The sequence below is a fragment of the Clostridium sulfidigenes genome (genome assembly GCF_000732635.1).
GTDB lineage: Bacteria > Bacillota > Clostridia > Clostridiales > Clostridiaceae > Clostridium_J > Clostridium_J sulfidigenes.
Genome location: NZ_JPMD01000010.1, coordinates 42,023 through 66,907 on the forward strand (window position 1 = coordinate 42,023; position 24,885 = coordinate 66,907).

Genomic DNA, 24,885 nt, shown 5'->3' on the forward strand with positions numbered 1-24,885 from the left:
TCCCCCTTATAGGACAAAGTAATAAATGCTAAGGCTGAGTTACTTATTGAGGTGTCTACTGTGAAGTAGATATGAATTAGAGTGGTAACACGTATATAACGTCTCTATGTAGAAATATTTCTGCATAGAGATTTTTTTTAGACTTAAAGCCAAAAGATATAATAAAAATACAATAATTTTAGGAGGAAGAAATATGACAAAGAAACCATTTTATATTACTACACCAATATACTATCCATCAGCTAATCTTCATATAGGAAATACTTATACAACTGTGGCAGCTGATGCTATAGCAAGATTTAAAAGATTTACAGGTCATGAAGTAATGTTTTTAACAGGAACAGATGAACATGGTCAAAAGCTTCAAAGAATAGCAGAAGACAAGGGTGTTAAACCAATAGAATACATAGATGAAATAGTATCTGGAATTAAAGATCTTTGGAAGCTTATGGACATTAGTTATGATAAATTTATTAGAACTACTGATGATTATCATAAAAGCTCTGTACAAAAAATATTCAATCAGTTATATGAACAAGGAGATATATATAAAGGCTCTTATGAAGGTTGGTATTGTACACCTTGTGAAGCTTTCTGGACAGAGACTCAAGCAGTAGATGGAAAATGCCCAGATTGTGGTAGACCAGTAGAAAAGGCAAAAGAAGAAGCATATTTCTTCAAAATGTCTAAATATGCAGATAGACTTTTAGAGTATATAGAATCTCATCCAGACTTTATACAACCAGAATCAAGAAAAAATGAAATGGTAAATAACTTCTTAAAACCAGGATTACAAGATTTATGTGTATCAAGAACATCTTTTGATTGGGGAATACCAGTTGAGTTTGATAATGGTCATGTAATTTATGTTTGGATAGATGCTCTTTCAAACTATATAACTGCATTAGGTTATAACCAAGAAAACACAGAGCTTTATAAGAAGTTCTGGCCAGCAGATGTACACTTAATAGGAAAAGATATATTAAGATTCCATACTATATATTGGCCAATCATGTTAATGGCATTAGGATTAGAGTTACCAAAACAAATATTTGGTCATGGATGGCTTTTAGTTGATGGTGGTAAAATGTCTAAATCTAAAGGAAATGTAGTAGACCCAGTAATACTTGTAGATCACTTTGGAGTAGATGCTGTAAGATATTACTTACTACATGAAATACCATTTGGTTCTGACGGACTTTTCAATAATGAAATATTCATAAAGAAAACTAATTCAGATTTAGCTAATGACCTTGGAAATTTAGTTTCAAGAACTGTAACTATGGTAGAGAAATACTTTGGAGGAGTAATTCCAGCTCCAGATGTTAAGGAGGCTATCGATGAAGAATTAATTTCCGTTGCATTAGAAGTACCTAAGAAGGTTGAAGCTGAAATAGAGCATTTAAGAGTTTCTGATGCACTAGATCATATATGGACATTAATTAGAAGAACCAATAAGTACATCGATGAGACAACTCCTTGGATATTAGGTAAGGATGAAAACTTAAAAGGAAGACTTGCTACAGTTCTTTATAACTTATGTGAAAGTTTAAGAATAATATCTTCTTTAACTTCAGCATTTTTACCAACAACAAGTGCTAAAATAAATGAGCAATTAAATATTTCTAATGCTACATGGGAAAGTTTGACTTCTTTTGATGGTACTGTTGCAGGAACTAATGTTAATAAGGGAGCTGTAATATTCCCAAGAATAGATGTGGAAGCTAAAATAAAAGAACTTGAAGAAATCGCTGAAGCAGCTAAAAAAGCTGCACAAAAAAGAGAAATAACTCCAATAAAAGAAGAAATAACTATAGATGATTTTGAAAAAATTGACCTTAGAGTAGTTAAAGTTTTAGAATGTGAGCCAGTTAAAAAAGCTAAAAAGCTTTTAAAATTTAAGGTAGATATGGGTGGAGAGATTCGTCAAGTTATATCAGGTATTGCAATGCACTGCAAGCCAGAAGATTTAATTGGAAAGAACGTAGTTTTAGTTGCAAATCTTAAGCCTGTAACTTTAAGAGGTGAAATATCTCAAGGTATGATTCTTTCTGCAGCTACAGATGATGATTCAAAATTATGTGTAGTAGATCCAGGTGACATTGAATCAGGTTCAATAGTACGTTAATAAAAAAAGTTACATCCTTTGGATGTAGCTTTTTTTATTATATAATTAAAGGTAAATAAATCATTGGGGGAATTATATGGGAAAGGTAAGAATAACTGTTTTAGAAAGTAAGTGTAGGTGTGGATATCATAAAAAAGGAGACATATATGAAGTGGAAGATATTTGTCCTCCAATTTGTCATGAATTGTGGCAAAATATTTATCCAAGTGTATACACTTTACTTAATGGAGGAGATTTAGATTTTGGAGATGAACGTAGAAAAATGTTTAAGCTTTCATGTCCAGATGGAGGAAGGGTGAAAGTTAAGGGAGAAGTTATAGAATAAAAAAATAGAAAGCCTGAGTATTTAGAAAAATTCAGGCTTTCTGTTTTTAAAATATATTGGCTTAACATTACATAGATGGCATAATAAAAGAGCTTCTTTAAAATTGTTATTAATAGCGGTAGGATTGTGGGAATCAGAACCAATAGTTACATATTTCCCTCCTAATTCTTTATATCTACTATAGATTTTTTTTAGATTATCAAAGGTTACATTGCTTTTTATTCTACGAGTATTTATTTCCATAGCAGTATTAGTATCAATACAAGTTTTTATAACACTATCTATTAAATCATTATATTTATCATAGTAAATCTCACTATCACTTATAGGTGCGTATCTGGATATATAATCTATATGACCTAAAGTATCTATGTATGGATGAGTTTTTATACAGTCACAAATCTCTTGAAAATACTTAATTAGAACTTCTCTATAGGATAAGCCTTCATAAATATCCGAGTATCCAATATCAATATTATTTATTGTATGTTGAGAACCTATAACTTGATCAAAGTCATAGGAATTTATAAGTTTTTCATTATCTTCTTTATAATCTAGAGACATTCCAACTTCTATACCTAATAATAGATTATCACTTCTGTATTCTCCGTACTCCTTAAAGTAATCACCTACATTAAAACGAAATCCAGCTTCCTTAGGATAATTTAAATCCATATGGTCTGTAATAACTAAACCTATGTTGTGTTTATCTGCTGTATTAATAGCATCAGTTAGCTTCATGTTAGAATCAGTAGAAAAACAAGTATGTATGTGGCTATCAAAAATCATAAGATTACCCCCTTAAATATTACTATATAATTATAACACAGTATGAAATTTACTCCTTTGTTATCATGAATAAATTTACATATATTGGATAAAATCTAAATACCTTACTAGCTTTTATATTTATTAGTGAATTTTAGCTATGGACAAAGATTAATTTACCATATATGATAAATTAAATGATAAATATGGGATTGATAAAAATTTAACTTATGAAAGTGGGGATAATATGATATTTGATTCACATGCTCATTATGATGATGAACAATTTGATGATGACAGAGATGTTATTTTAAAAGAGATAAAAGATAAAGAGGTTATAGGCGTAATAAATTGTGGTTCTAGCTTGAAGGGTCTTGAAATGTCTGTAAAGTTAGCTGAAGACTATGATTTCATTCATGCTGCTGCAGGAATTCACCCAGAGAATGCTGATGAATTTAGGGATGAAGTTAAAGAGAGAATACGTAGCCTAGCTATGGATAAGAAGATAGTTGCAATAGGAGAAATAGGACTAGACTACTATTGGGAAGAAAACCCTTCAAGAGAAGTACAAAAGAAAGTTTTTAGAGAGCAGATGGCTATAGCTAAAGAATTTAATTTGCCTGTTATAATTCATGATAGAGATGCCCATGGAGATACCCTAGAAATATTAAAGGAATTTCCTGATGTAATAGGTGTAGTTCACTGCTTTTCAGGAAGTGTAGAATTCTCTAAAGAATGTTTAAAGCTAGGATATTATATAGGGGTTACTGGGGTGGTTACTTTTAAAAATTCTAAGGTTATAAAAGAAGTGGTAAAGGAATTGCCCCTAGATAGGTTGTTGGTAGAAACTGACTGCCCATATATGGCACCAACACCAAATAGAGGAAAGAGAAATCAATCAAACTATATAAAGTTTATCATAGAAGAAATAGCTAATATTAAAGGTGCAAGCAGAAAACAAATTGAAGAAATTACAATATTTAACACAAAAAGCTTGTTTAATTTAAATTAGTGAGGTATAATTTGAAATATAAATTTGAAAGTGTAGTTAAGATATATTAAATTATAGATATAAATCTCATTAGTTTTTAAGTCAAATGTATATAAAGAATAAATGAACTTATTTTTGCATATGTATAGTATAAACCTGTACTTATCACCCCGGAGAGACTGAAACTAAAACACAGAAAAGCTATTATTTTAATTATTATTTTATTATGCATAGTATGCATTAAGTTCAGTCAATTCAATGATTAGAGTGCTAAATTTGACATAACTACGGTATCTAATATATAATAGCAAAGTACTCTTGTCTGAGGGAGGTAATCTTTATGATGATTAAATTCAAAGATAAATTGAAAAGTAATTTTTCAATTTGGCCAAAGACGGTGTTCGTTGTTGTATTAATTCTATTAAGTGCCGCAGTTACTATTTGGGGGTTAAGGAATACCGTTGAAGTAGTAGTTGATGGTCAGAAAGTAGAAATAACTACATTATCAAAAAATTTAAAAACTATATTAGAAAACAACGGCATAACAGTTGCTCAGAAGGATAAAATTTCTGTGGAACTAGACAGCGAAGTTAATGATGGTGACATAATTTATATCAATAAGGCAGTAGATGTAGAAGTAGTTGTAGATGGAAAAAACTTATCAATAGCATCAGCAGAGAAAACAGTAGAAGATATGTTAGAAGCTGAAAATATTAAAATAAGTCAAGAGGACAAGATAGTTCCGTCTATGGATGAAAATCTACAAGCAGGTATGACTGTTGAAGTTACAAGAGTAAAGAAGAAACTTTTAAAAGAAGTTCAACCAATAGCTTTTGAAACTGAAACAAGAAAAAACTCTGAACTTAACCAAGGAGTAGAAAAAGTAGTTCAAAAAGGTTCTAAGGGTAAGAGAACTATCACAACAGAGGTTGTGTATGAAAATGGTAAAGAGGTTAATAGAAGAGTTGTAAAAGAGGTTGTTAGTAAGAATCCTATAAATAAGATAATAGATATAGGAACCTTAGCTGTTGTAAGACCATCACGTGGTGGCAATGTAAAAGACTTTGCATATTCAAGTATGATATCTTGTGTATCAACTGCCTATACTTCCGATAGGGGAGATTCAGGTACTATAACAGCAACAGGTACAACTGTTAGACGTAATCCAAATGGATACAGCACTGTAGCTGTAGATCCAAGAGTAATTCCATTAGGAACAAAACTTTATATCGAAGGATATGGACTTGCCATTGCAGAAGATACAGGGGGAGCCATAATAGGTAATAAGGTTGATGTGTATGTTAATAGCTATGATGAAGCTGTTAACTGGGGAAGAAGACAGGTTAACGTTTATATTTTAAAATAGGAGCATAGGCTCCTATTTTTTTATTTCAGATGCCTAAAATTAAATATGCTATGATATAATTACATTGGGAAATTTTAAAATACAAAGAAATATATAATTTTTATATAAAGGTTACATAATATTTTATATAGCATAATGCAGGACGGAGGTATTTATGATTAAGGAAGTAATTGTGGTAGAGGGACGAGATGATGTGACAGCTGTAAAAAGAGCTGTTGATGCTGAAGTAATATCAGTTAGTGGATTTGGTATAAATAGTAAAGTTATTGAAAGAATAAAAGAGGCTAATAAGAGACAAGGGGTAATAGTTTTAACAGACCCTGATTTTGCTGGAGAAAAAATAAGAAGAATTATAGCTAAAAGAGTTCCTAATATTAAGCATGCTTATATAACTCAAAGCGAAGGAAGAAAAGGTGATAATATAGGAGTTGAAAATGCTTCACCAGAAACTATTATCAAGGCTTTAAATGGAGCAAAGTGTGAATTAAAAGAGCCTAGACATGAGTTTACTATACAAGATATGCACTATTTTAGATTAACAGCAGATAAAGATGCTAAAAAAAGAAGAGATGCTATAGGAAGAGAATTAGGAATAGGGTATAGTAATACAAATCAGTTATTAACTAGATTAAATAATTATGGTATATCTAAGGATGAGTTTGTAGAAGCTATGAAGAAGGTAGATAAGGAGATTTAGTATGGATAAATTAAATACAAAAGAACTAGTTGAAAAATATAATTTTAAGTTTACTAAAAGTTTAGGACAAAATTTTTTAACTGATTACACAGTGCTTGAGGATATTGTAGAGGGTGCAAATATAACTGAGAATGACTACGTAATAGAGATAGGTCCAGGTGTTGGAACTTTAACTAAGGAGTTACTTAAAAGGGCTAAAAGAGTTACTAGTATAGAGCTAGACTCTAAATTAATACCTATTTTAGAATCAGAGTTATCTAGTTATGAGAATTTTAGTTTAATAAATAAAGATGCTTTAAAGGTAAATTATAGAGAACTAATAGGTGAAGAGAAAAGTGTAAAGGTAGTAGCTAATTTGCCATATTATGTAACTACCCCTATAATAGCAAATCTTTTAAATGATAAATTAGATATAAAATCTATAACTATTATGATTCAAAAGGAAGTTGCAGAACGAATTAATGGAGAACCAAGCACTAAAGAATATGGAGCATTTACTCTACTTGCAAAGTATTATTGTGATACAAAAATTATCAGGAATGTACCTCCAAGTTGCTTTATTCCATCTCCTAAAGTAGATTCTATAGTTATTAGACTAGATAAATTAGATAAACCTAGAGTTGAAGTGAAGGATGAAAAACTTTTCTTTAATATAATAAGGCAATCTTTTAATATGAGAAGAAAAACCCTATGGAATAGTATGAAAGCTATAGGATTATCTAAGGAATTGCAAGAAAAGGCTTTTGAAGATGCAGGTATTAATCCAACTAGAAGAGGTGAAACTCTAACAATAGAAGAGTTTGCTACTTTAGCAAATAAGATATACGAGATTCGCCTTAAATAGACGAATCTTTTTTCTTATAAAAATAAATAAAGAATATCCTTCATTTTTTATATATAGTAGTCATATATTATAATGTATAAATAAAAATGGAGGTAAAGAGTATGCCGTCTAGAAAAAGCTATAATAGATTTTTTATAATATTACAAGAAGATCAAAAAGGATATGGACTAGATTCTAATAAAACACCTTCAGGCTACGCTAAGTTAGAGGTAAGAAATGATAAAGCAAAAGCCTCATATTATGCTCAAAATCTTAAAAAGCAAAAGGGCCCATACTTTATGATTTTAATAGTTCAAGGAAACAATGGTAATGAACTAATAAATCTTGGTCGAATCAATATAGATGATGGCGGAAAAGCTGATGTTAGCAATGAGTTTGATGCTAATAATTTAGTAAATACAAACATAGGTATGGACAAGGTGCAAGGAGCAGCTATTGGTAAGATAAGTGCAGATAAAGTTATGCCTGTAATGGTAGGGTTTATTGGAGGGGAAGAACTTAAAAACTGGCAGAACTATCCTCTAGCTAAGAGTGACAGTAATACTGTAAAAGAAAATAATAGTACAACTACACCAGTAAAAGAAACTCCAAAATCAGATAATGGAAATATGAATAAAGTAGTGCCTGAAATTCAAAATACAAATTTAGGGCAGCAAGAAAGTAATACTGGAATTATGCAAAACAACACCAATAATACACAGCAACAGACAGGAGTATCACAAAATACAGGAACTGATAATACACAGCAACAAACAGGAATGCCGCAAAATGTAGGAACTGATAATACAAACATTACTAATCCTCCATATGGTGGAATTATTCCTAATATACCTGGAAGTACTTCTATTCCTATGCCAAATACAAGTGCACCAGGAAGTACTTCTAATCCTACCCCTAATACCAATATACCTGGAATCGCTCCTACTCCTATCCCTAATATCAATATACCTGGAATCACCCCTACTCCAATGTCTAATACAAGGAGTGATGAAAATTATATAAGTGATGAAGTAGATATTATTGATGTTGAAGAAATTGAACCTTTGGTAAAGAATGATCTAATAAATGAACAATTAGAAAATAATGATGAAGACTATATTGATGATGAGAATAGAATATTTGAAGAATATGAAAAAGAAATAGAAAGGTTAAAAGATTATAGAAAAAAACACTCTAAAAAGAAGAATAAATATGATGATTGTAAGGTGAAAAAACCATATGATCATGACGATATAGATAAAAAATATGAAGATTGCAAACCTGAGAAACATAAAAAAAGTGAATGGAATGATAAGGATTATCCAATGGGAACTATGGGTAAATTTTTTAAAGAAGTAATTTATGGTTTAGAAAAGATTGGTAGTAATGAGAATATTAAAAACTGTTTTTGGTATAAAGCTCATGTAAAAAAATTAGAGGATATGTATTGTGTTTATGATTACAATAAATATTCTGTGGTGTTCTATCCTATGATTTGCTATTATCCTTATATATCACGACATGGAAATTTCATGGTTGGATATAAATGTGATGATGAAGGTAATTTAAAATATATTATATATGCAATACCAGGCACAAGAGATTTGGCAGACCAACCATATGAAGGAAAGACTGGTTTCGTAACTTTCATGCCAGATGAAGATAATGATAAAACAGGTCATTGGTTAATGTATTATGATATAAAAGGCAATACTGTGGTTGTACCAGTTAAGAGGTAAGATAATATATGAATTTAAAACTCCGAATTTTATTCGGAGTTTATTCTATTTTTTGAAAGAGGTACATAGTATATTAATAAAGGGAGGGTAACATATGAAATTAGTAGATGATAATATGAGAAAATTAGGATTAGCAATAATACTAGCAGGGCTTATGATAGTTATATTAGGAGTTGGAAAATATTTTGAAGAAAGTCTAAGAACAGCTACATTAACTCAGAATAGTATGGTTGAATTTAAGCAATATGATATTCTAGATGGTAAAATAAAATATAAGTTACCTAGTAGCTGGTTAACTACAATAAAAGAGAATAAAGATGATAAAGTTGTATACTTAAATGAGTTTGTTTCAGATGATGCTAATACTTATGGTTCTATAGAGCTTATAAGTAGCAGTGAAGGTGTTAAAGCAACAATAGATAAGTGCATAGCAGATGTAGAGAGCATGGGAATAAAAGACTATAAAAAAGAAAAAGTGAAGATAGATAATATAGAATTAGATTATATTAAGTATGATTTAAAAAGTAGTAAAGAAAATGTAAAAAGAACCTATGAGTATTATGTTCCATACGATGATTATGTGGCTAGAATAACATTTATAATTAGTGATAAAAAAGCTAGAGAGAATACACAAGTGGTATTTGAAAATATAGTTAAAACTTTTTCCTTTGAAAAGTAAAAGAGTTATTTGATTTAATGTATAACAACTATTATAATAAAACATATGATAAAGAATGAAAAATTCTAAGAATTTTTCAAGTGGAGGGCAAAGGTGAGAAGAGTAAAGAGTAATTTCATAGTTATATTATTAATAATATCATCATTACTAATTTCCGCTTGTGGTATAAGGGGAAATAGTGATTTTAACTATATGCAAGAAAGGAACATTATGAAGGTTACAATTCAAAGTACTAGAGATAAAAGTTATAAGTTTACTGTTACTGACAAAGATGTAATAAATGATATATATAGTATACTTTCTAGTGCAAGTGTTGTTGAAGAAAAGTCAACCTTAGACCCAGACTATACTCTGGAGATATATGAGAGCCCAACAGAATTTAAGACCTTTAATTATGTAGCTGGACTTGACAAAAAGGATGGGGCAAATCTGTATAATGATGATAATAAGTATATTGTTTCTAAGAGGCTTGATAATGATATTATAAAAAACTTTGCAAATATAAGAAAACCTATCGACTTTGAGTATGTATATTATACTTCTATTTTAAGTTGTTTAGATAAGTATGTATCCGCTAATAAAGATGCAGGCAATGTTGGGGTTAATATATCTAGTGATAATATGGCTGCACGTTTTCAAATATCCACAGAGATTGAGGAATTTAAGAAGAAAGTAAATAAACTTAAATCAGTAACATTCATGGATACCTCTGTTACTAGAGATGATTTTAAAGTAGTTATGAATGTAAAAACAGAAGGATATACATCTAAGAAATATAAAGGTATTGTTACCTTTGAAAATACTGAAAATACTTCTTCCACTAGTTATTATATAAGTAACGTTTATGATCGTGGAGAATGGAAGTTTAACATAAGTGATGAAAAACCCAAGGATTTCTAAAAGTAAAATAAATATAGTAATTAAAAGGATATAGCATGATGATTAAGTAAACATCACGCTATATCCTTATTAAATTATCGTATAGAATTATTAGTATATGGAGCTAATCTTTTTGTAAGACTATTTAAATTTATAACTGAGCATACTGCTATGCAAATTAAACAATCTATAAGAATATAAGTACCATTATATGCTAGTGAATATACTGCTGGAGTTAAGTTATATTTAGCAGCATAACTTCCCCAGAAAATTATTCCCGCTATGTAGTGGAATATAAATCTTGCAAAGAAAGCCACTATTATAGCTAAATACTTATTTTGCTTAAAAAATCCTGAAAGTCCAATTGCCATAAAAGGTAGAGTATAGTCAAACAGAACTTGAATAGGGTGCAAAATATATGTAGGTCCTATAACAAAGTTTAATATTCCGTACACAAAGCCAGTGAACATTCCTATAGTAGGTCCATAAATTAAAGATATTAAAATTATAGGTAGCATACTAGCAAGGGTTGCACTTCCACCTAAAGGGAATTTGAAAAATGTGAAAAATTGAAGAATTACCGACATGGCAACTGCTAAGGCTATATGAGTTGTTAACCTAGAAGTAAACTTGATATGTTTAACTTTTATAAACACACATAATAGAATTAGGACACCAAATAAGGTGGCAATAGTTGTCCAACTAGCTAGAATATTTTTCATATTTTCTAAGATATTCATAAAGAGTCCTCCTTAAATTAAGTAGTGCTAAGGACTAATGTTGAAGCTGAAGTTATACTCTGCAAAAAAGCCATGTTCGTAAGAACACGGCTAAATAACTAAGCATTAACTTAAGCTTATTAATCGCTTCCCTACGCTAGCATTATCTAGGTCAGGTAAAGGGTAATGAAAAATCATTTCTCAGCCGTAGCACCCCTAGCACAATATATTATTTTATATTTTCATAATAGCATACATAGTTTTATAGTTCAATAGAGCCCTATATAAACTGAATAAAAATAGAGACTACGAATTTTAATCGTGTCTCTATAATGATGAATAATACATATTTCTTTAAAATATATATCTATATTTTTGTAACATTTGCTGCTTGAGGGCCTCTATCCCCACTAACTATTTCAAATTGAACCTTTTGTCCTTCATCAAGAACCTTATAGCCATCTCCCGTTACAGCAGAGAAATGTACAAATACATCTTCATGACCTTCCATAGATATAAAGCCAAAACCTTTTTCACTATTAAACCATTTTACTGTTCCTACTTCCATATAATCTCCGTTAAGCAACTTAAATAGTTGCACCCTTTTCAACATACTCAGTTTTGCGGTGCTACTCCTGTTGGTCGTGTACTCCAGGGCATCAAATCTTAATATTATTAAGATAAGCACGGAATCTCCTTTCAAAATATTTGACCATATCTAACTTCTTAGATATTAATTATAGTGTTCTCAATTTAAAATTTTTTATACTATTTTATTATACGTTTAGCAATATAATATCTATTACTATAATAAGCAGAATTTAAGTTAGAAACTCTTACACAGTCACCAGGTTTAGGAGCTTGTATAAATAAGTCATTACCCTTATAGATTCCTACATGAGATATATCATTAGGATCATCATCATTAGTAGTAAAGAAGATTAAATCTCCAGGTTTTAAATCCTTACGATGAACAATGACACCTTGATGTACTTGATAGTATGTGGATCTTTCTAAGGATATTCCTAGTTGCTTGTACACATATTGAGCAAGTCCAGAACAGTCAAAACCTACAGGGGTAAATCCGCCCCAAAGGTATGGTACTCCAAGGTATTCTTCAGCTTTTAAAGCTATGTCTTCACCAGTATAGTTACTTTGTATAAGAGGAGTTTCCTTTACAATAGGATTTGATGATTGATTTTCATCAGCTATAGTTACATAGTCACCGCTAATATATCCATTAGTATTACCTACCTTAACATTATACCAACCATTAGTATAAGAGATAATAGGTAATTTACTACCATATCTTACTGTAGTTATGACAGCATGGCTAGTTCCAGCACCAGAACGGACATTTAAAGCATCTGCATTAACAATTGCAACCTTACCATTTACTGTGTGAGAAGGTGGAATTTCTTCAGGTGGTATAACGTCACCTCTACTAGGATTATTGCCAGTAGAACTACTATTCTTTGATATGTATTCTGAACTTACAAAGGCTGTACCACCTTTATAATTGATTTTGTGCCAACCGTTACTGGTTGATAATATTTCAATTTTAGAATTTTTATATAGAGTTCCAACTATTTTAGAACTAGCATTCCCCTTTGAACGAACATTTAGAGCGTCTGCATTAACAATACCCGTAGATTTAACGGTACTATCGGCAGAAGAGTTATTATTAGTACCATTACCTGAGTTTGTATTAGTTGAAGAAGTATTAATGTATTCAGCGCTAGCAAAACCCGTAGTATTATTATATTTAATTTTATGCCAACCATTGTTAGTAGATACTATTTGCACTTTAGCATTTTTAGAAAGAGAACCAATAATTTTACTGTTTGTATTACCTGCAGAACGAACATTTAAAGCAGTAGCAGTAACAATTCCAGTTTTAGAGGCTTGTACTTTATTAGGTGCATGTACCGTATTAGAATTACTAGCTGGTTTAACATATTCTCCAGAAATCCAACCAGTAGTGTTATTATATTTAATTTTATACCATCCATTTGATATCTCTAGAATTGATACTTTAGTATTATAATTTATTTTACCAATAATACTACTGCTAGTATTATGATTTGATCTTATATTTAATACATCTGCAGTTACAGTTCCTATAACTGTAGAGCGGTATGAAGAATTTGAAGTTTGAGCTGAATCGGCTATTGCTATAACTTGCATAGAAGTAGCAATGGCTGTTCCTGTTGCAAGTGTACATAAAATTTTTAATGCTTTATCATTCATTAATTCACAGTCCTTCCTTAAAATATTTTCCAGTAGAATATATTTCATATTATTACTTAAATTATAAGGTAAATAATGATATATAACAACAAATAACAGCAATAAATATATAATTTTTTAATATAATAGAACTCTAATCTAGTTTTAAGGTTAGAGTTCAAAAATTTTAACCAAATTTATACCTTCTATAGGCGGATTTATAGTTAATGTATGAGACTTTAGGTTTACAGCGTTTTTCATAAAAGATATGAAATTTTCTATTCCGTGAATAGGAAAGTCTATATGTGGAACTTTATAATGCATTGGAATTACTAATTTACTTTGGATTTTATTGCAAAGGGTAGCTGCAACCTCAGGAGCAATAGTAAAATTACTCCCTACTGGTATGAAGAGTATATCTACAGTACCTAATAAATCTAATTCTTCAGCCACTAGCATATGTCCAAGGTCTCCTAAATGACATAGTCTTAAGTTATCCGTTTCTACTATGTAAATTATATTATCACCACGTTTAGCTCCCTTTATATTGTCATGATAAGAAGGAAAGCCTTGAATTTTAATAGAAGAGCTTTCATATGAGCATGGTGTGTTTATAATAATTGCACCAGGGTTTATTAAATCTGTATAGTTATGATCAAAATGGTCATGACTTATGGTAACTATATCTACAGAACCTTTATAGGGTGTTCCACCTAAACATTTATTATAGGGATCCATCAGTATCTTTTCTCCATGAGAATTTTCAAGTAGAAAGCAAGAATGGCCAAACCAAGTAATTACCATAGTTAGTACCTCCTAATTAAGTAAAGTTAACTATTTAGTCTATTTTAATTATTAACAGCTTTGCTTAATTTATGCTTTAGTATGTAAAAAGAACATTTTAATTTAATAAGAAGACTACAATAATAAGAAGATTACAATAATAAGAGTAGATGCAATTGTAATAGATTAAATAATATTTTAGTATGTTATTAGAAATAAAGCCCTTTACATTAAAATTTTTATATAATATAATAGATGTAAAATTAATTTACAACATAGTACATATAAAAGCTAAGATTAGGACAGTACTCTAAAAGGTAGCTTAAAGAGAGTGGGGGTAGGTGAAAACCCATAGTGAATAATTAGAGGAAGATCACCTAGGAGCTGAGAACTGAAATTAAGTAAGTTTTTCCGTATTTCTGCGTTAAGGAATAGGATATGTAAGTATCCGAAATTATTAACACTGTAGGTGGTATAGCGAAGTAACTTCGTCCTTAGTAAGGGCGGAGTTTTAATTTTTATCCATGATATATGAGATTAATTAATGAATGCTATGGATAAAATTAAGGCTAGATACTATTAAATTAATTTTACCTTATAATTACTTAACAATATTTAAATGATTCCATGAGATTAACCAGAAATGTTACAGATAAACTATGTAAGGAGGAAAAATATATGTATAAGAAAATTGATAACTCAAAGTCTTTTATGGACATTGAGAAAGATATGTTAAAGCTTTGGGAAGAAAAAGACGTAATACAAAAGAACTTCGACTTAAATGATGAAGGTGAATATTTTACGTTCTATGATGGTCCACCAACAGCTAATGGTAAGCCACACATAGGTCACGTTATAACAAGAGTTATGAAAGATATAATCCCAAGATATAAAGTTATGAAAGGTTATAAGGTTTTAAGAAAAGCTGGATGGGATACTCATGGTCTTCCAGTAGAACTTGAAATTGAAAAGAAACTTGGAATTTCAGGAAAACCTGAGATTGAAAAGTATGGAGTAGAAGAATTTGTTACTCAATGTAAAGATAGTGTATTCTCTTACGTTGAAATGTGGAGAGAAATGTCTGAAAGGCTTGGTTACTGGGTTGACATGGAAAATCCATATGTAACTTATCATAATGATTATATAGAATCAGTATGGTGGGCTTTAAAGCAAATGTGGAATAAGGATTTATTATATAAAGGACACAAAGTAATGCCTTATTGCCCAAGATGTGGAACTACCTTATCATCTCACGAAGTAGCACAGGGATATAAAGATGTAAAGGATAGCTCAGCTTATGTAAAGTTCAAATTAAAAGATGAAGACAAATATGTATTAGTATGGACAACAACTCCTTGGACATTACCGAGTAACGTTGCTCTTGCTGTTAATAAATCTTATGATTATGTGGAAGTTTTACATGAAGGTGAATATCTAATTCTTTCAAGAACTCTTTTAAACAAACTTCAAGGTGAGTATGAAGTAGTAGCTGAATTTAAAGGAGAAACATTGCTTGGAAAAGAATATGAGCAAATGTTTAAGTTCGAAGTGCCTGAAGAAAAAGCATTTTATATAGTTCATGGAGACTTTGTAACATTAACAGATGGTACTGGAATAGTTCATATAGCACCTGCTTATGGAGATGACGATAATCAATTAGGAAAGAAATATGGTCTTCCTATGATTAATCTAGTAGATGGAGAAGGCAACTTTGTTCCAGCAGTAACTCCTTGGGCTGGAATATTTGTAAAAAAAGCAGATGAGAAGATTTTAGCTTATTTAAAAGAAAATAATATTCTTTATAAGAGTGAGAAGTTTACACACTCATATCCACATTGCTGGAGATGCGATACACCACTTCTTTATTATCCAAGAGAAAGTTGGTTTGTAAGAATGTCTTCAGTAAGGGACCAACTTATTGAAAATAACAATAAAATAAATTGGATGCCTGACAATGTAAAAACAGGTAGAATGGGTAAATTCCTTGAGAATGTAATTGACTGGGGAATTTCTAGAAATAGATATTGGGGTACTCCACTTCCAATTTGGGAATGTGAATGTGGCCACAGAGAGTTAATAGGAAGTGTTGAAGAACTTAAGGAAAAAGGTGTAAATGTACCAGAGGGTATAGAGCTTCATAAGCCATATATTGATAGGGTTAAGGTTACTTGTCCACACTGCCAAAAAGAAATGACAAGGGTTGAAGAAGTTATAGACTGTTGGTTTGACTCAGGTTCAATGCCATTTGCTCAATATCACTATCCTTTTGAAAATAAAGAACTATTTGAAGCAAACTTCCCAGCACAGTTTATTTCTGAAGCTGTAGACCAAACAAGAGGATGGTTCTATACACTTCTTGCTATTTCTACAACTGTGTTTGAGAATAATCCTTTTGAAAACTGTATAGTACTAGGACACGTTTTAGATAAAGATGGACTTAAGATGTCTAAACATAAGGGAAATGTACTTAGTCCATTTACAGTACTTGAAAATGAAGGAGCAGATGCTTTAAGATGGTATTTCTATACTGGTAGTGCACCATGGCTTCCATCAAGATTCTATGAAGAGGCTGTTATAGAAGCTCAAAGAAAATTCATAGGAACACTATGGAATGTGTATTCCTTCTATGTTCTATATGCAGAATTAGACAATTTTAATCCAATAGATTATAAAGATTTTAAATCAGAAAATGTAATGGATAAATGGATGATGTCTAAACTAAATACATTAGTTAAAAATATAGATGAGCATTTAGAAAACTACAGAATAACTCAAGGAGCTAAAGAACTAGAAGATTTTGTAGATGAATTATCTAACTGGTATGTTAGAAGAAACAGAGCAAGATTCTGGGGTGAAGAGCTTACAGAGGATAAGATAGGTGCTTACATGACTTTATATAGAGTGCTTGTATCATTCTCTAAAATAGCTGCACCATTTATACCATTTATAACAGAAGAGTTATATCAAAATCTTGTTGTTGCTTTTGATAAGGATGCAGAAGAGAGTGTTCACCTATGTAAATGGCCAGAATACGTTAAAGCTGATGTAGACGCGGTATTAGAAGATGAAATGGATAAGGCATATAAGATAGTTAAGCTTGGAAGAAGTGCAAGAAATGGGGCTAATATTAAGAATAGACAGCCACTTGGAAAAATGCTTGTATCTGTAGACTCACTTCCAGAATATTATGGAGACATAGTTAAGGATGAGCTTAATATTAAACAAGTAGAACTAGGATCAGACCTTTCTAAATATGTTAACTTTGAAATAAAACCTAATCTTCCAGTACTAGGAAAGGCTTACGGAAAAATGATTCCAGGAATCAGAAAAGGTATAGCCTCAATGAATCAAATGGATCTTGCACAAAGAGTAAATAATGGTGATGTGGTTACAATAAATGTAGATGGAACTGAAATAGAGTTAAATAAAGAAAATCTACTTGTAACAATGCAGGGCTTAGAAGGATTTGCTTTTGCTGGAGAAGGTGAAATAGGTGTAGTATTAGATACAAATATTTCAGAAGAACTTAGAGAAGAAGGTCACATAAGGGAAGTTCTAAGCAAAATACAAAACATGAGAAAAGAAACAGGATTTGAAGTTTCAGACAAGATAAACTTATACTTTGCTGGAAATGAAGCCTTAGAGAATGTAATAAGAAAGTTTGAAAATCAAATAAAGAAAGATACATTAGCATTAACTGTAGCCTATAATAGTGATAAGGCTATAAATGAAGTTAAAATTAATGGTGAAAAGTTATTATTACATGTAGAAAGAGTTTAGTAATAATATGTTAAGTTAAAATATTAAGTAGTTTAGATGGAGTTAATATGATAATAGATTGCTCCATCTAAACTTTATAATTATACTTTACTTTATAGTATAAATAAGGTATATATGTATTAAAAATATGCAGAATAATAAGAGAGGTGATATATAGTGGCAGCGTCAATTAAAGATGTAGCAAAAGAAGCAAATGTTTCTATTGCCACGGTTTCAAGAGTACTAAATGATATAGATGTAGTTAATCAAGAGACAAAGCAAAGAGTTCTAGATGCAATAGACAAGTTAGATTATAGACCCAATATTTTAGCAAGAAGCTTAAAGACTCAAAGGTCAAGCACAATTGGTATAATAATACCAGATATATCAAATTCCCTTTACCCTGAGATTGTAAGAGGGGCAGAGGACTTAGCAAGTATTTATAATTATAATATAATGTTATGTAATACTGATCTAGACAAGAGTAGAGAAAAAGAAAGTTTTAATATATTAAGAGAGAAGATGGTAGACGGTATAATATATATGGGAGACCGTCTAGATAAAGAGATAAAGGCAGCTATAAAATCTGTTGGCACTCCTGTAGTATCAATAGGTGCTATGGATGATGAAGGAGATGTTCCTAGTGTAGGTATAGATAGTTATACTGCTGCATATGATGCTGTAAATTATCTATTCTCAAAAAATAATAAAAACATAGCATATATAGGATACATTAAAGAAAATGCTACTGAATATAAAAAGATGTATCATGGCTATAAAGACGCCATGGATGAAGAGAATTGTTTCAATGAAAAACTAGTTTATCTTGGAAGTTTAAAATATGAGGACGGCTTTGAAGGAATCACTCATATTATAAAAGATAATAAGGTTGATGCAGTTTTATGTGGAAGCGATCAATCAGCTCTTGGAGTTATAAATGCTTTAAGAGAAAAAGGAATCAGGGTACCAGAAGATATAAATGTTATAGGATTTGATAATATAGCATTATCAGGAGTATTTTATCCTAAGCTTACTACAGTTTCTCGTCCCCTATACGATATGGGCTCTGTGGGAATGAGACTTCTTATAAAGCTTGTAAATAAGATTCCAGTTGAAGAGACTTATTACAGATTACCATATAACATAGTTGAAAGAGATTCTTGTAAGAAATAAATAGAATTAAATATAAAATAATTTAAACAATAAAAAAGTGGATTTTAAAATCCACTTTTTTTATTGTTTATCTATCTAAGGATACTTTTCCCATAAGTTTATTAGTCTTATTATCAGATACATTTTTTATAGATGAACTTTTACCTTCTTTAATAAAGGTTCCCTTAGTGGTCATAGGATCTGAGAAGACTCCAGCACCATTTATACATCCACCATTACACATCATTCCTTCAATAAAATTACCTTGTAGTTTATTTATTTTTGCCATGTTTAAAGCTTTTTTTATTTCTGTAGAACCTGAAACTTTTACTGGTTTAAATTCTATATTAATATTTTCTGTGCTAACATAATTTTCTATAGCAGCAGTAAGTCCACCAGCCATACCAAAGCCCCTACCTAAAGTTGAGCCATCTTCAAGGGTCTCTTCACTGCAGTTTTCAGGATTGGTATTGAAAGCATCTAATATAGCACAAAGCTCTTCAAAGGTTAGCACGTAGTCAATAACTCCAGCTACATCCGGTCTTTTAGCTTCAGCTTTCTTAGCTGTACATGGACCGATAAATACTATTTTAGCATCAGGAGTTTCATTTTTTATGGCACGTCCCATTGCAATCATTGGAGATACCGTATTGGAGATGTGAGAAACCTCAGTAGGAAATTTTTTCTCAATGTAGCTAAAGAAGCCTGGACAACAAGAATTAGTCATATAATTTTGTCCACTTTCCATTCTCTCTACAAATTCCTTAGCTTCGTGCATTGTTACCATATCTGCACCACAAGATGCTTCAAACACATCAGAAAATCCGATTGCTTTTAATGAAGATTTAATTTGACCTATTGAAACATTATTGCCCATCTGACCAGAAATTGATGGGGCAACAATTGCAATCATTTTGTGTTTTTTCTGATATAATTTTTTAGATACAGGAGCTACAAGACTTTTATCAGATATAGCACCAAAAGGACAAGCTGTCATACAAGCTCCACATTGAATACAATCCTCTTCATTAATAATAGCACGTCTAGTGATTTCATCTACCTTGAGAGCTCCAGTTGGGCATGAAGTTTTACAAGGACGACGAACTTCGGATATAGCATTATAAGGACAAATCTTCTTACAAAGTCCACATTCTTTACATAATTCCTGATTTATATATGATTTACCACCTACAGTCATCATGGCATTAGCAGGACATACTTCCTTACATTTATGAGTAATACAACCTCTACAAGCCTCTGTAACGGTATATTTATCTATGGGACATCTATCACAAGCAGCCTCTATGACGTACATAATTTGCTCGTTATTTTTAATATCAATAAGATCACTATATTCATCCCCTATAGGCATATATCCAGCAGCCAGTTTAGCTCTTTGATTTACTATGGCACGCTCTTTGAAAATACAGCATCTATATGCAGGAGTATCTTTATCAACTATAAATTTATGAATATTGAATATTTCTTTGGTATTTAGATTATCATTAATAGATAAAAGGACAATTTGTTTTAGAACCTCATGCTTAATCTTTTTTAACGATGTATCAAAAGTAAACATTAAAATCCCTCCTAATTTCATAACATTGTTAATTTTTTAACCAAAACTAATTATAGCATCATTTATTTTTTATGCAATAGGTTAAGCATTGAAAAATAAAATTTGGTAAAAATATAATAGGGATGATAAATATATTTGAAATTAGGGTCACATAGTTATATACTAATAAAGGTTTAATTATTGGTTAAAAAATTAAGTATTTATACCCATGAAATTTATTTTATTTAAAATAGAAATAAATATAATAATAAAAACATAGAATTAATAAAGAAGATATTTTAACGTGGTATTAAAAGGATTATAATAAAATTTTATGATGAAGAAAATATTTTAACTATAAGAAGACTGAGAGAAGGAGGAGATTATAATTGAGTAATAAAATTAATCTTATATGGAAAAGTGAAGAGAACAATAGTTTTGTAATAGGGGAGATTTTAAATAGTGACCATAGATACTACTTTAGATATAATCTAGAAGAAGTGAAAAGGGCTATGGAAGAAGGATTCAATCTATTAGAAGGATTCCCAAGAGTAAATTCAAAATATTTTAGTGAAGAACAATTTAAATTATTTACTAATTGGATTGAAGAAGGTCAGAAAGTTAATGATTTAACTTTTGATATGTTTAAAGGATTTGCTTATGGTCAGTTCAGATTTGAAGAGAATAATAAAGATAATGATGAAGAAATAGCATAAAGCAAAGAGCAAAATATATTTATTATGTTTTGCTCTTTCTTTAAATGAAATAAATCAATACAGGAAAATTATGATGTAATTTGTAAATATATGATATAATAATAGCATTATACTAATAATTTATCGATATTTGGAGGAAATTGATATGAGGAGATGTTGGACAAAGATATTAGGTTGTTTATTTATATTGTTAACATTCAATATAATGAGTGCATATGGAATAGATATGGACTATATTTGTGGTATAGATAGGTATGAAACAGCATCTATTATTGCATCTAAAATGCAATATTCCTCTGCTATTTTAGTTAATGGAAATTCATTAGCAGATGGACTTTCTGCTAGTGGGTTAAGTGGGGCAGTAAATTCTCCGATCTTACTGACTCAGTCCAATATCCTACCAGAAGTAACACTTAATAAGCTAAAAAAAGTGAGTACTGTATACATTGTAGGTGGGAAGAGCGTAATTTCCTCCAATATAGAGTCAAAGATAACCAAGATGGGTAAAAGAGTTATAAGAATTGGTGGAAAAAATAGATATGATACATCTATTTTAATAGCAAATAAAATTGAAAAAACAAATGGTATTGGAGAAATATATTATGTAAATGGACTTAGAGGAGAAGCGGATGCTATGAGTATAGCTCCAGTAGCAGCTAATAAAGGAAACCCTGTAATTTTAACAGATGGTAATTCTACGACGTACAGAAAAAATGTACAATCCTACTCTATAGGTGGTACTGGAGTTATGAGTACTAATTTTAATAATTTTTCTACAAGAATTGATGGAATAGATAGATTTGATACTAATAGGAATGTTATTAATAAATTTTTCAACGATAAAAGTCATATTAATCTAAGTAAATCTCATGTATTAGTTGATGCATTAACAGCTTCAGTATTAAAGGAGCCTGTAGTTTTAGTTTCAGATGATTCGGATAAAAGTATAATTGCAGGTGCTAACAGTGCTACTGTTTTAGGAAATATAAGTGAGATTGCTATAAGTCGTGCTAAGAGTTATTTATATGGAGATAAAGTGGTATTTTATGTACAACATCAAGATGATGAAACTATTTTTGGGGGAAGCACTGTAATAGATGCTATAAAGTCTGTAGGAAGTGAGAATGTTTATATGGTTCTAGTTACAGATGGAAGTGGATCTAAGGTATTTAATTACGAAAGATACAAGGGTCTTGCACATGAGCAGAAGGTAAATTTAAGAGACAATGAATTTAAAGCAGCAATAAGTAGATTAGGAGTAAAATTAGAAAATGTAGTATTTTTAAATCAACCAGAAGATAAAATAGATAACGAACTTTTAAAAGATACTATATTATATTTTGAAAATACCTTTAATAATGTAACACACATTACCCATAGTTATAAATATGAAACCCATCTGCAGCACATAGCTACAGGAAATACAGTTAACAGTTTATATGTAAATGGACTTATAAAAGATTGTAGATTTTTAGCTAGAGAGGATAAAATCTCAGGAATTTCAAGACATCAATTAATAGAGAGTGTTGCAGATAATAATGGAGAAAAGAAAAAAGTTCTTAATGCATGTAGTGAGTATAAATTAGATAATAAAGATATGATAAGAGAAGGGATAGGTTATAAATCAGTAAGTAAATTATTTATAAGATTAACTTCTAATCCAAAAGTACCGTCATATCTTCATGAATCTGGGATATAGTTAAGAATTGGCTTAAGACAGTTAGTCTTAAGTCAATTTTTATATTATTAATAAAGTTAACACCACTTTACAAGTAATCAAATTTAAATTACCCCAAAATACAACGAACCAAACGACTTAACCCTGTACAAACTAATCATAGCAATGCTTTCTATTCAAGAGGTTCGCTCAATTAAATTCCTCTACGAGAAATTTATAAAAAGGCATTGGGATTGTTGTTTGCGATAGTTGGTATACCAAGAAACCATTTGTAACACCTATAAGAAAGTTTGATAACATGCATGTTATAGGTACTATTCGTAGTGATACTGCTACATATGACCTAAAATCACTCCCTACGGGAAAACGTGGAAGACCATGTTTAAGAGGCCAAAGAATTGACTACAAAACACTACAATATCAAAATGAAGAAACAGCATAAAGGAAAGAGCAAAATATATTTATTATGTTTTGATCTTTCTTTTTATTTCAATTGTCTTAGATGGTTCAATACTAGTAATATCAGTGGTTTAGGTAATGAAGAACATAAAAACATAAAAATACAAAAACAAAAAAAACATAAAAAGTTTGGAATGTTGGAATTATTGTAGATTAATTAAGATTTATAAAATAGAATAATACATATGATATAATAACAATGCATATTGTAAAAATTAATAGTTTGTTGACTGGAAAAATAATATTTTATATCATAGTATAATAAGTAAGAATGCAATATTGTAAAAATAATAGTAAAACTAAATATTTTTAGAAATATGTGCAACTTTTACATAATTGTATGTATAAGATTTCAATATAAGTATAGAAATAAATTGTCTAAGAAGGAGAAAAACATGAAAAAAGCATTAATAACAGGTATAACAGGTCAAGATGGATCTTATTTAACTGAATTTTTACTTGAAAAGGGATATGAGGTTCATGGAATAATAAGAAGACAAAGTAGTATAAATACTAAAAGAATAGATCATTTATTTGAAGACGAGAATATCGGTAATAAAAAGCTGTTTTTACATTACGGAGATCTTACTGATTCTAGTAATCTAAACAGATTAATGCAGAAGATTCAACCAGATGAAATATATAACTTAGGAGCTCAATCTCATGTACAGGTGTCTTTTGAAGTGCCAGAATATACTGCAGATGTAGATGCAATGGGAACTTTAAGATTATTAGATGCTATAAGAGAAAATAATTTGAATTGTAGATTTTATCAAGCTTCTACATCGGAGTTATTTGGTGGGATTCCAGAAAGTGCACCTCAAAATGAAGATACTCCATTTTATCCAAAGAGTCCTTACGGATGTGCAAAGTTATATTCATACTGGATAACAGTTAACTATAGAGAAGCATATAATTTGTATACATGTAATGGAATACTATTTAATCATGAATCACCGAGAAGAGGGGAAACTTTTGTTACTAGAAAGATTACTAGAGCTGTTGCAAATATAGTAAATAAAAAACAGGAAAGATTGTCTTTAGGTAATTTAGATGCAAAAAGAGATTGGGGTTTTGCTGGAGACTATGTGGAGGCTATGTGGTTAATGCTTCAACAAGAATATCCAAAGGATTATGTAATTGCTAGTAATGAAACCCATACGGTAAGAGAATTTGTAGAATGTGCATTTAGAGAAGTGGGTATTGATATAATTTGGAAGGGTCAAGGCGTTGAAGAAGTAGGGATAAATGCTGCTAATGGTGAAATATTGGTAGATATCAATCCTAGATATTTTAGACCCTCAGAAGTTGAATTTTTATATGGAGATTGTTCAAGGGCAGAAAAAGAACTTGGATGGAAGAGAAAGGTTGATTTTAATCAATTAGTTAGAATGATGGTAGAACATGATTTACATAGATAGTTATTAGAAAGGGGAT

21 protein-coding genes, 1 riboswitch and 2 other annotated features (1 of these 24 running past the window's edge) are annotated in these 24,885 nt (G+C 30.4%); of the genes, 15 read left to right on the top strand and 6 right to left on the bottom strand.

The genetic code is table 11. The features are described from left to right. Positions 1-109: a binding site (T-box leader), on the top strand (it extends 140 nt beyond the left edge of the window). Positions 110-193: 84 nt separating this feature from the next. Further along, complete coding sequence (gene metG / locus IO99_RS04635; protein WP_035130845.1) at positions 194-2,128, top strand: methionine--tRNA ligase; 1,935 nt, start codon at positions 194-196, stop codon at positions 2,126-2,128. Positions 2,129-2,204: 76 nt separating this feature from the next. After that, the gene (locus IO99_RS04640; protein ID WP_035130846.1) at positions 2,205-2,453 is read left to right on the top strand and encodes a TIGR04076 family protein; all 249 of its coding nucleotides are present in this window, start codon (positions 2,205-2,207) and stop codon (positions 2,451-2,453) included. 21 nt (positions 2,454-2,474) lie between these two features. On the opposite strand, the gene IO99_RS04645 is transcribed toward IO99_RS04640, so the two are convergent. After that, positions 2,475-3,242, bottom strand: a complete 768-nt coding sequence (locus IO99_RS04645) for a histidinol phosphate phosphatase (protein ID WP_242844091.1) — start codon at positions 3,240-3,242, stop codon at positions 2,475-2,477. A gap of 226 nt (positions 3,243-3,468) precedes the next feature. Between IO99_RS04645 and IO99_RS04650 the strand changes: the two genes are divergently transcribed. From IO99_RS04650 to IO99_RS04685, 7 genes are all read left to right on the top strand, one after another. Further along, positions 3,469-4,233, top strand: coding sequence for a TatD family hydrolase (locus IO99_RS04650; RefSeq protein ID WP_035130847.1), 765 nt, complete (start codon positions 3,469-3,471; stop codon positions 4,231-4,233). A gap of 319 nt (positions 4,234-4,552) precedes the next feature. Beyond that, positions 4,553-5,578 carry a 3D domain-containing protein gene (locus IO99_RS19600; RefSeq protein ID WP_035130848.1) on the top strand — a complete coding sequence of 342 codons (1,026 nt, stop codon included), beginning with the start codon at positions 4,553-4,555 and terminating at the stop codon, positions 5,576-5,578. Positions 5,579-5,732: 154 nt separating this feature from the next. Next, the gene (gene rnmV / locus IO99_RS04660; protein ID WP_035130849.1) at positions 5,733-6,275 is read left to right on the top strand and encodes a ribonuclease M5; all 543 of its coding nucleotides are present in this window, start codon (positions 5,733-5,735) and stop codon (positions 6,273-6,275) included. A gap of 1 nt (position 6,276) precedes the next feature. Further along, positions 6,277-7,119: a 16S rRNA (adenine(1518)-N(6)/adenine(1519)-N(6))-dimethyltransferase RsmA gene (gene rsmA / locus IO99_RS04665; protein WP_035130850.1), complete on the top strand. Its 843-nt coding sequence runs from the start codon at positions 6,277-6,279 to the stop codon at positions 7,117-7,119. A gap of 101 nt (positions 7,120-7,220) precedes the next feature. Next, positions 7,221-8,837: a hypothetical protein gene (locus IO99_RS18275; RefSeq protein WP_051823920.1), complete on the top strand. Its 1,617-nt coding sequence runs from the start codon at positions 7,221-7,223 to the stop codon at positions 8,835-8,837. 94 nt (positions 8,838-8,931) lie between these two features. Beyond that, entirely contained in the window at positions 8,932-9,516 is a 585-nt protein-coding gene (locus IO99_RS04680) for a hypothetical protein (RefSeq protein WP_035130852.1), read from the top strand. A gap of 93 nt (positions 9,517-9,609) precedes the next feature. Continuing rightward, positions 9,610-10,416 (top strand): YhfM domain-containing protein, encoded by an 807-nt coding sequence (locus IO99_RS04685; protein WP_035130854.1) that lies wholly within the window; start codon positions 9,610-9,612, stop codon positions 10,414-10,416. Positions 10,417-10,490: 74 nt separating this feature from the next. Here IO99_RS04685 and thiT read toward each other — a convergent pair whose 3' ends face one another. From thiT to IO99_RS04705, 4 genes are all read right to left on the bottom strand, one after another. Then, a complete protein-coding gene (thiT, locus tag IO99_RS04690; protein ID WP_035130856.1) occupies positions 10,491-11,135 on the bottom strand; it encodes an energy-coupled thiamine transporter ThiT in 645 nt (214 codons plus the stop codon). Positions 11,136-11,246: 111 nt separating this feature from the next. Next, positions 11,247-11,342, bottom strand: a riboswitch (TPP riboswitch). A 139-nt stretch (positions 11,343-11,481) separates the two neighbouring features. After that, positions 11,482-11,682 (bottom strand): cold-shock protein, encoded by a 201-nt coding sequence (locus IO99_RS04695; RefSeq protein WP_035130858.1) that lies wholly within the window; start codon positions 11,680-11,682, stop codon positions 11,482-11,484. A 200-nt stretch (positions 11,683-11,882) separates the two neighbouring features. Continuing rightward, positions 11,883-13,364, bottom strand: coding sequence for a C40 family peptidase (locus IO99_RS04700; protein WP_035130860.1), 1,482 nt, complete (start codon positions 13,362-13,364; stop codon positions 11,883-11,885). A gap of 150 nt (positions 13,365-13,514) precedes the next feature. Next, positions 13,515-14,147 (bottom strand): MBL fold metallo-hydrolase, encoded by a 633-nt coding sequence (locus IO99_RS04705; protein ID WP_035130863.1) that lies wholly within the window; start codon positions 14,145-14,147, stop codon positions 13,515-13,517. A 263-nt stretch (positions 14,148-14,410) separates the two neighbouring features. Then, positions 14,411-14,625 (top strand) — a binding site (T-box leader). Positions 14,626-14,804: 179 nt separating this feature from the next. On the opposite strand from IO99_RS04705, the gene ileS reads away from it, so the two are divergent. Both ileS and IO99_RS04715 read left to right on the top strand, forming a co-directional pair. Beyond that, on the top strand, positions 14,805-17,906 hold the full coding sequence (gene ileS, locus IO99_RS04710) for an isoleucine--tRNA ligase (RefSeq protein ID WP_035130866.1): 3,102 nt from the start codon (positions 14,805-14,807) through the stop codon (positions 17,904-17,906). Positions 17,907-18,062: 156 nt separating this feature from the next. Continuing rightward, the gene (locus tag IO99_RS04715) at positions 18,063-19,058 is read left to right on the top strand and encodes a LacI family DNA-binding transcriptional regulator (protein ID WP_035130868.1); all 996 of its coding nucleotides are present in this window, start codon (positions 18,063-18,065) and stop codon (positions 19,056-19,058) included. A 67-nt stretch (positions 19,059-19,125) separates the two neighbouring features. Here the strand turns inward: IO99_RS04715 and IO99_RS04720 are convergent, their stop codons facing one another. Continuing rightward, positions 19,126-20,616 carry a 4Fe-4S dicluster domain-containing protein gene (locus tag IO99_RS04720; protein WP_035130870.1) on the bottom strand — a complete coding sequence of 497 codons (1,491 nt, stop codon included), beginning with the start codon at positions 20,614-20,616 and terminating at the stop codon, positions 19,126-19,128. Between the two features lie 368 nt (positions 20,617-20,984). Here IO99_RS04720 and IO99_RS04725 point away from each other — a divergent pair, with 368 nt between their 5' ends. From IO99_RS04725 to gmd, 4 genes are all read left to right on the top strand, one after another. After that, positions 20,985-21,311: a hypothetical protein gene (locus IO99_RS04725; protein ID WP_035130872.1), complete on the top strand. Its 327-nt coding sequence runs from the start codon at positions 20,985-20,987 to the stop codon at positions 21,309-21,311. Positions 21,312-21,456: 145 nt separating this feature from the next. Beyond that, positions 21,457-23,010 carry a cell wall-binding repeat-containing protein gene (locus tag IO99_RS04730; RefSeq protein WP_035130874.1) on the top strand — a complete coding sequence of 518 codons (1,554 nt, stop codon included), beginning with the start codon at positions 21,457-21,459 and terminating at the stop codon, positions 23,008-23,010. Between the two features lie 277 nt (positions 23,011-23,287). Beyond that, complete coding sequence (locus tag IO99_RS18970) at positions 23,288-23,431, top strand: hypothetical protein (protein ID WP_156964286.1); 144 nt, start codon at positions 23,288-23,290, stop codon at positions 23,429-23,431. A gap of 412 nt (positions 23,432-23,843) precedes the next feature. Continuing rightward, complete coding sequence (gmd, locus tag IO99_RS04740) at positions 23,844-24,869, top strand: GDP-mannose 4,6-dehydratase (RefSeq protein ID WP_035130878.1); 1,026 nt, start codon at positions 23,844-23,846, stop codon at positions 24,867-24,869. Positions 24,870-24,885: the final 16 nt, after the last annotated feature.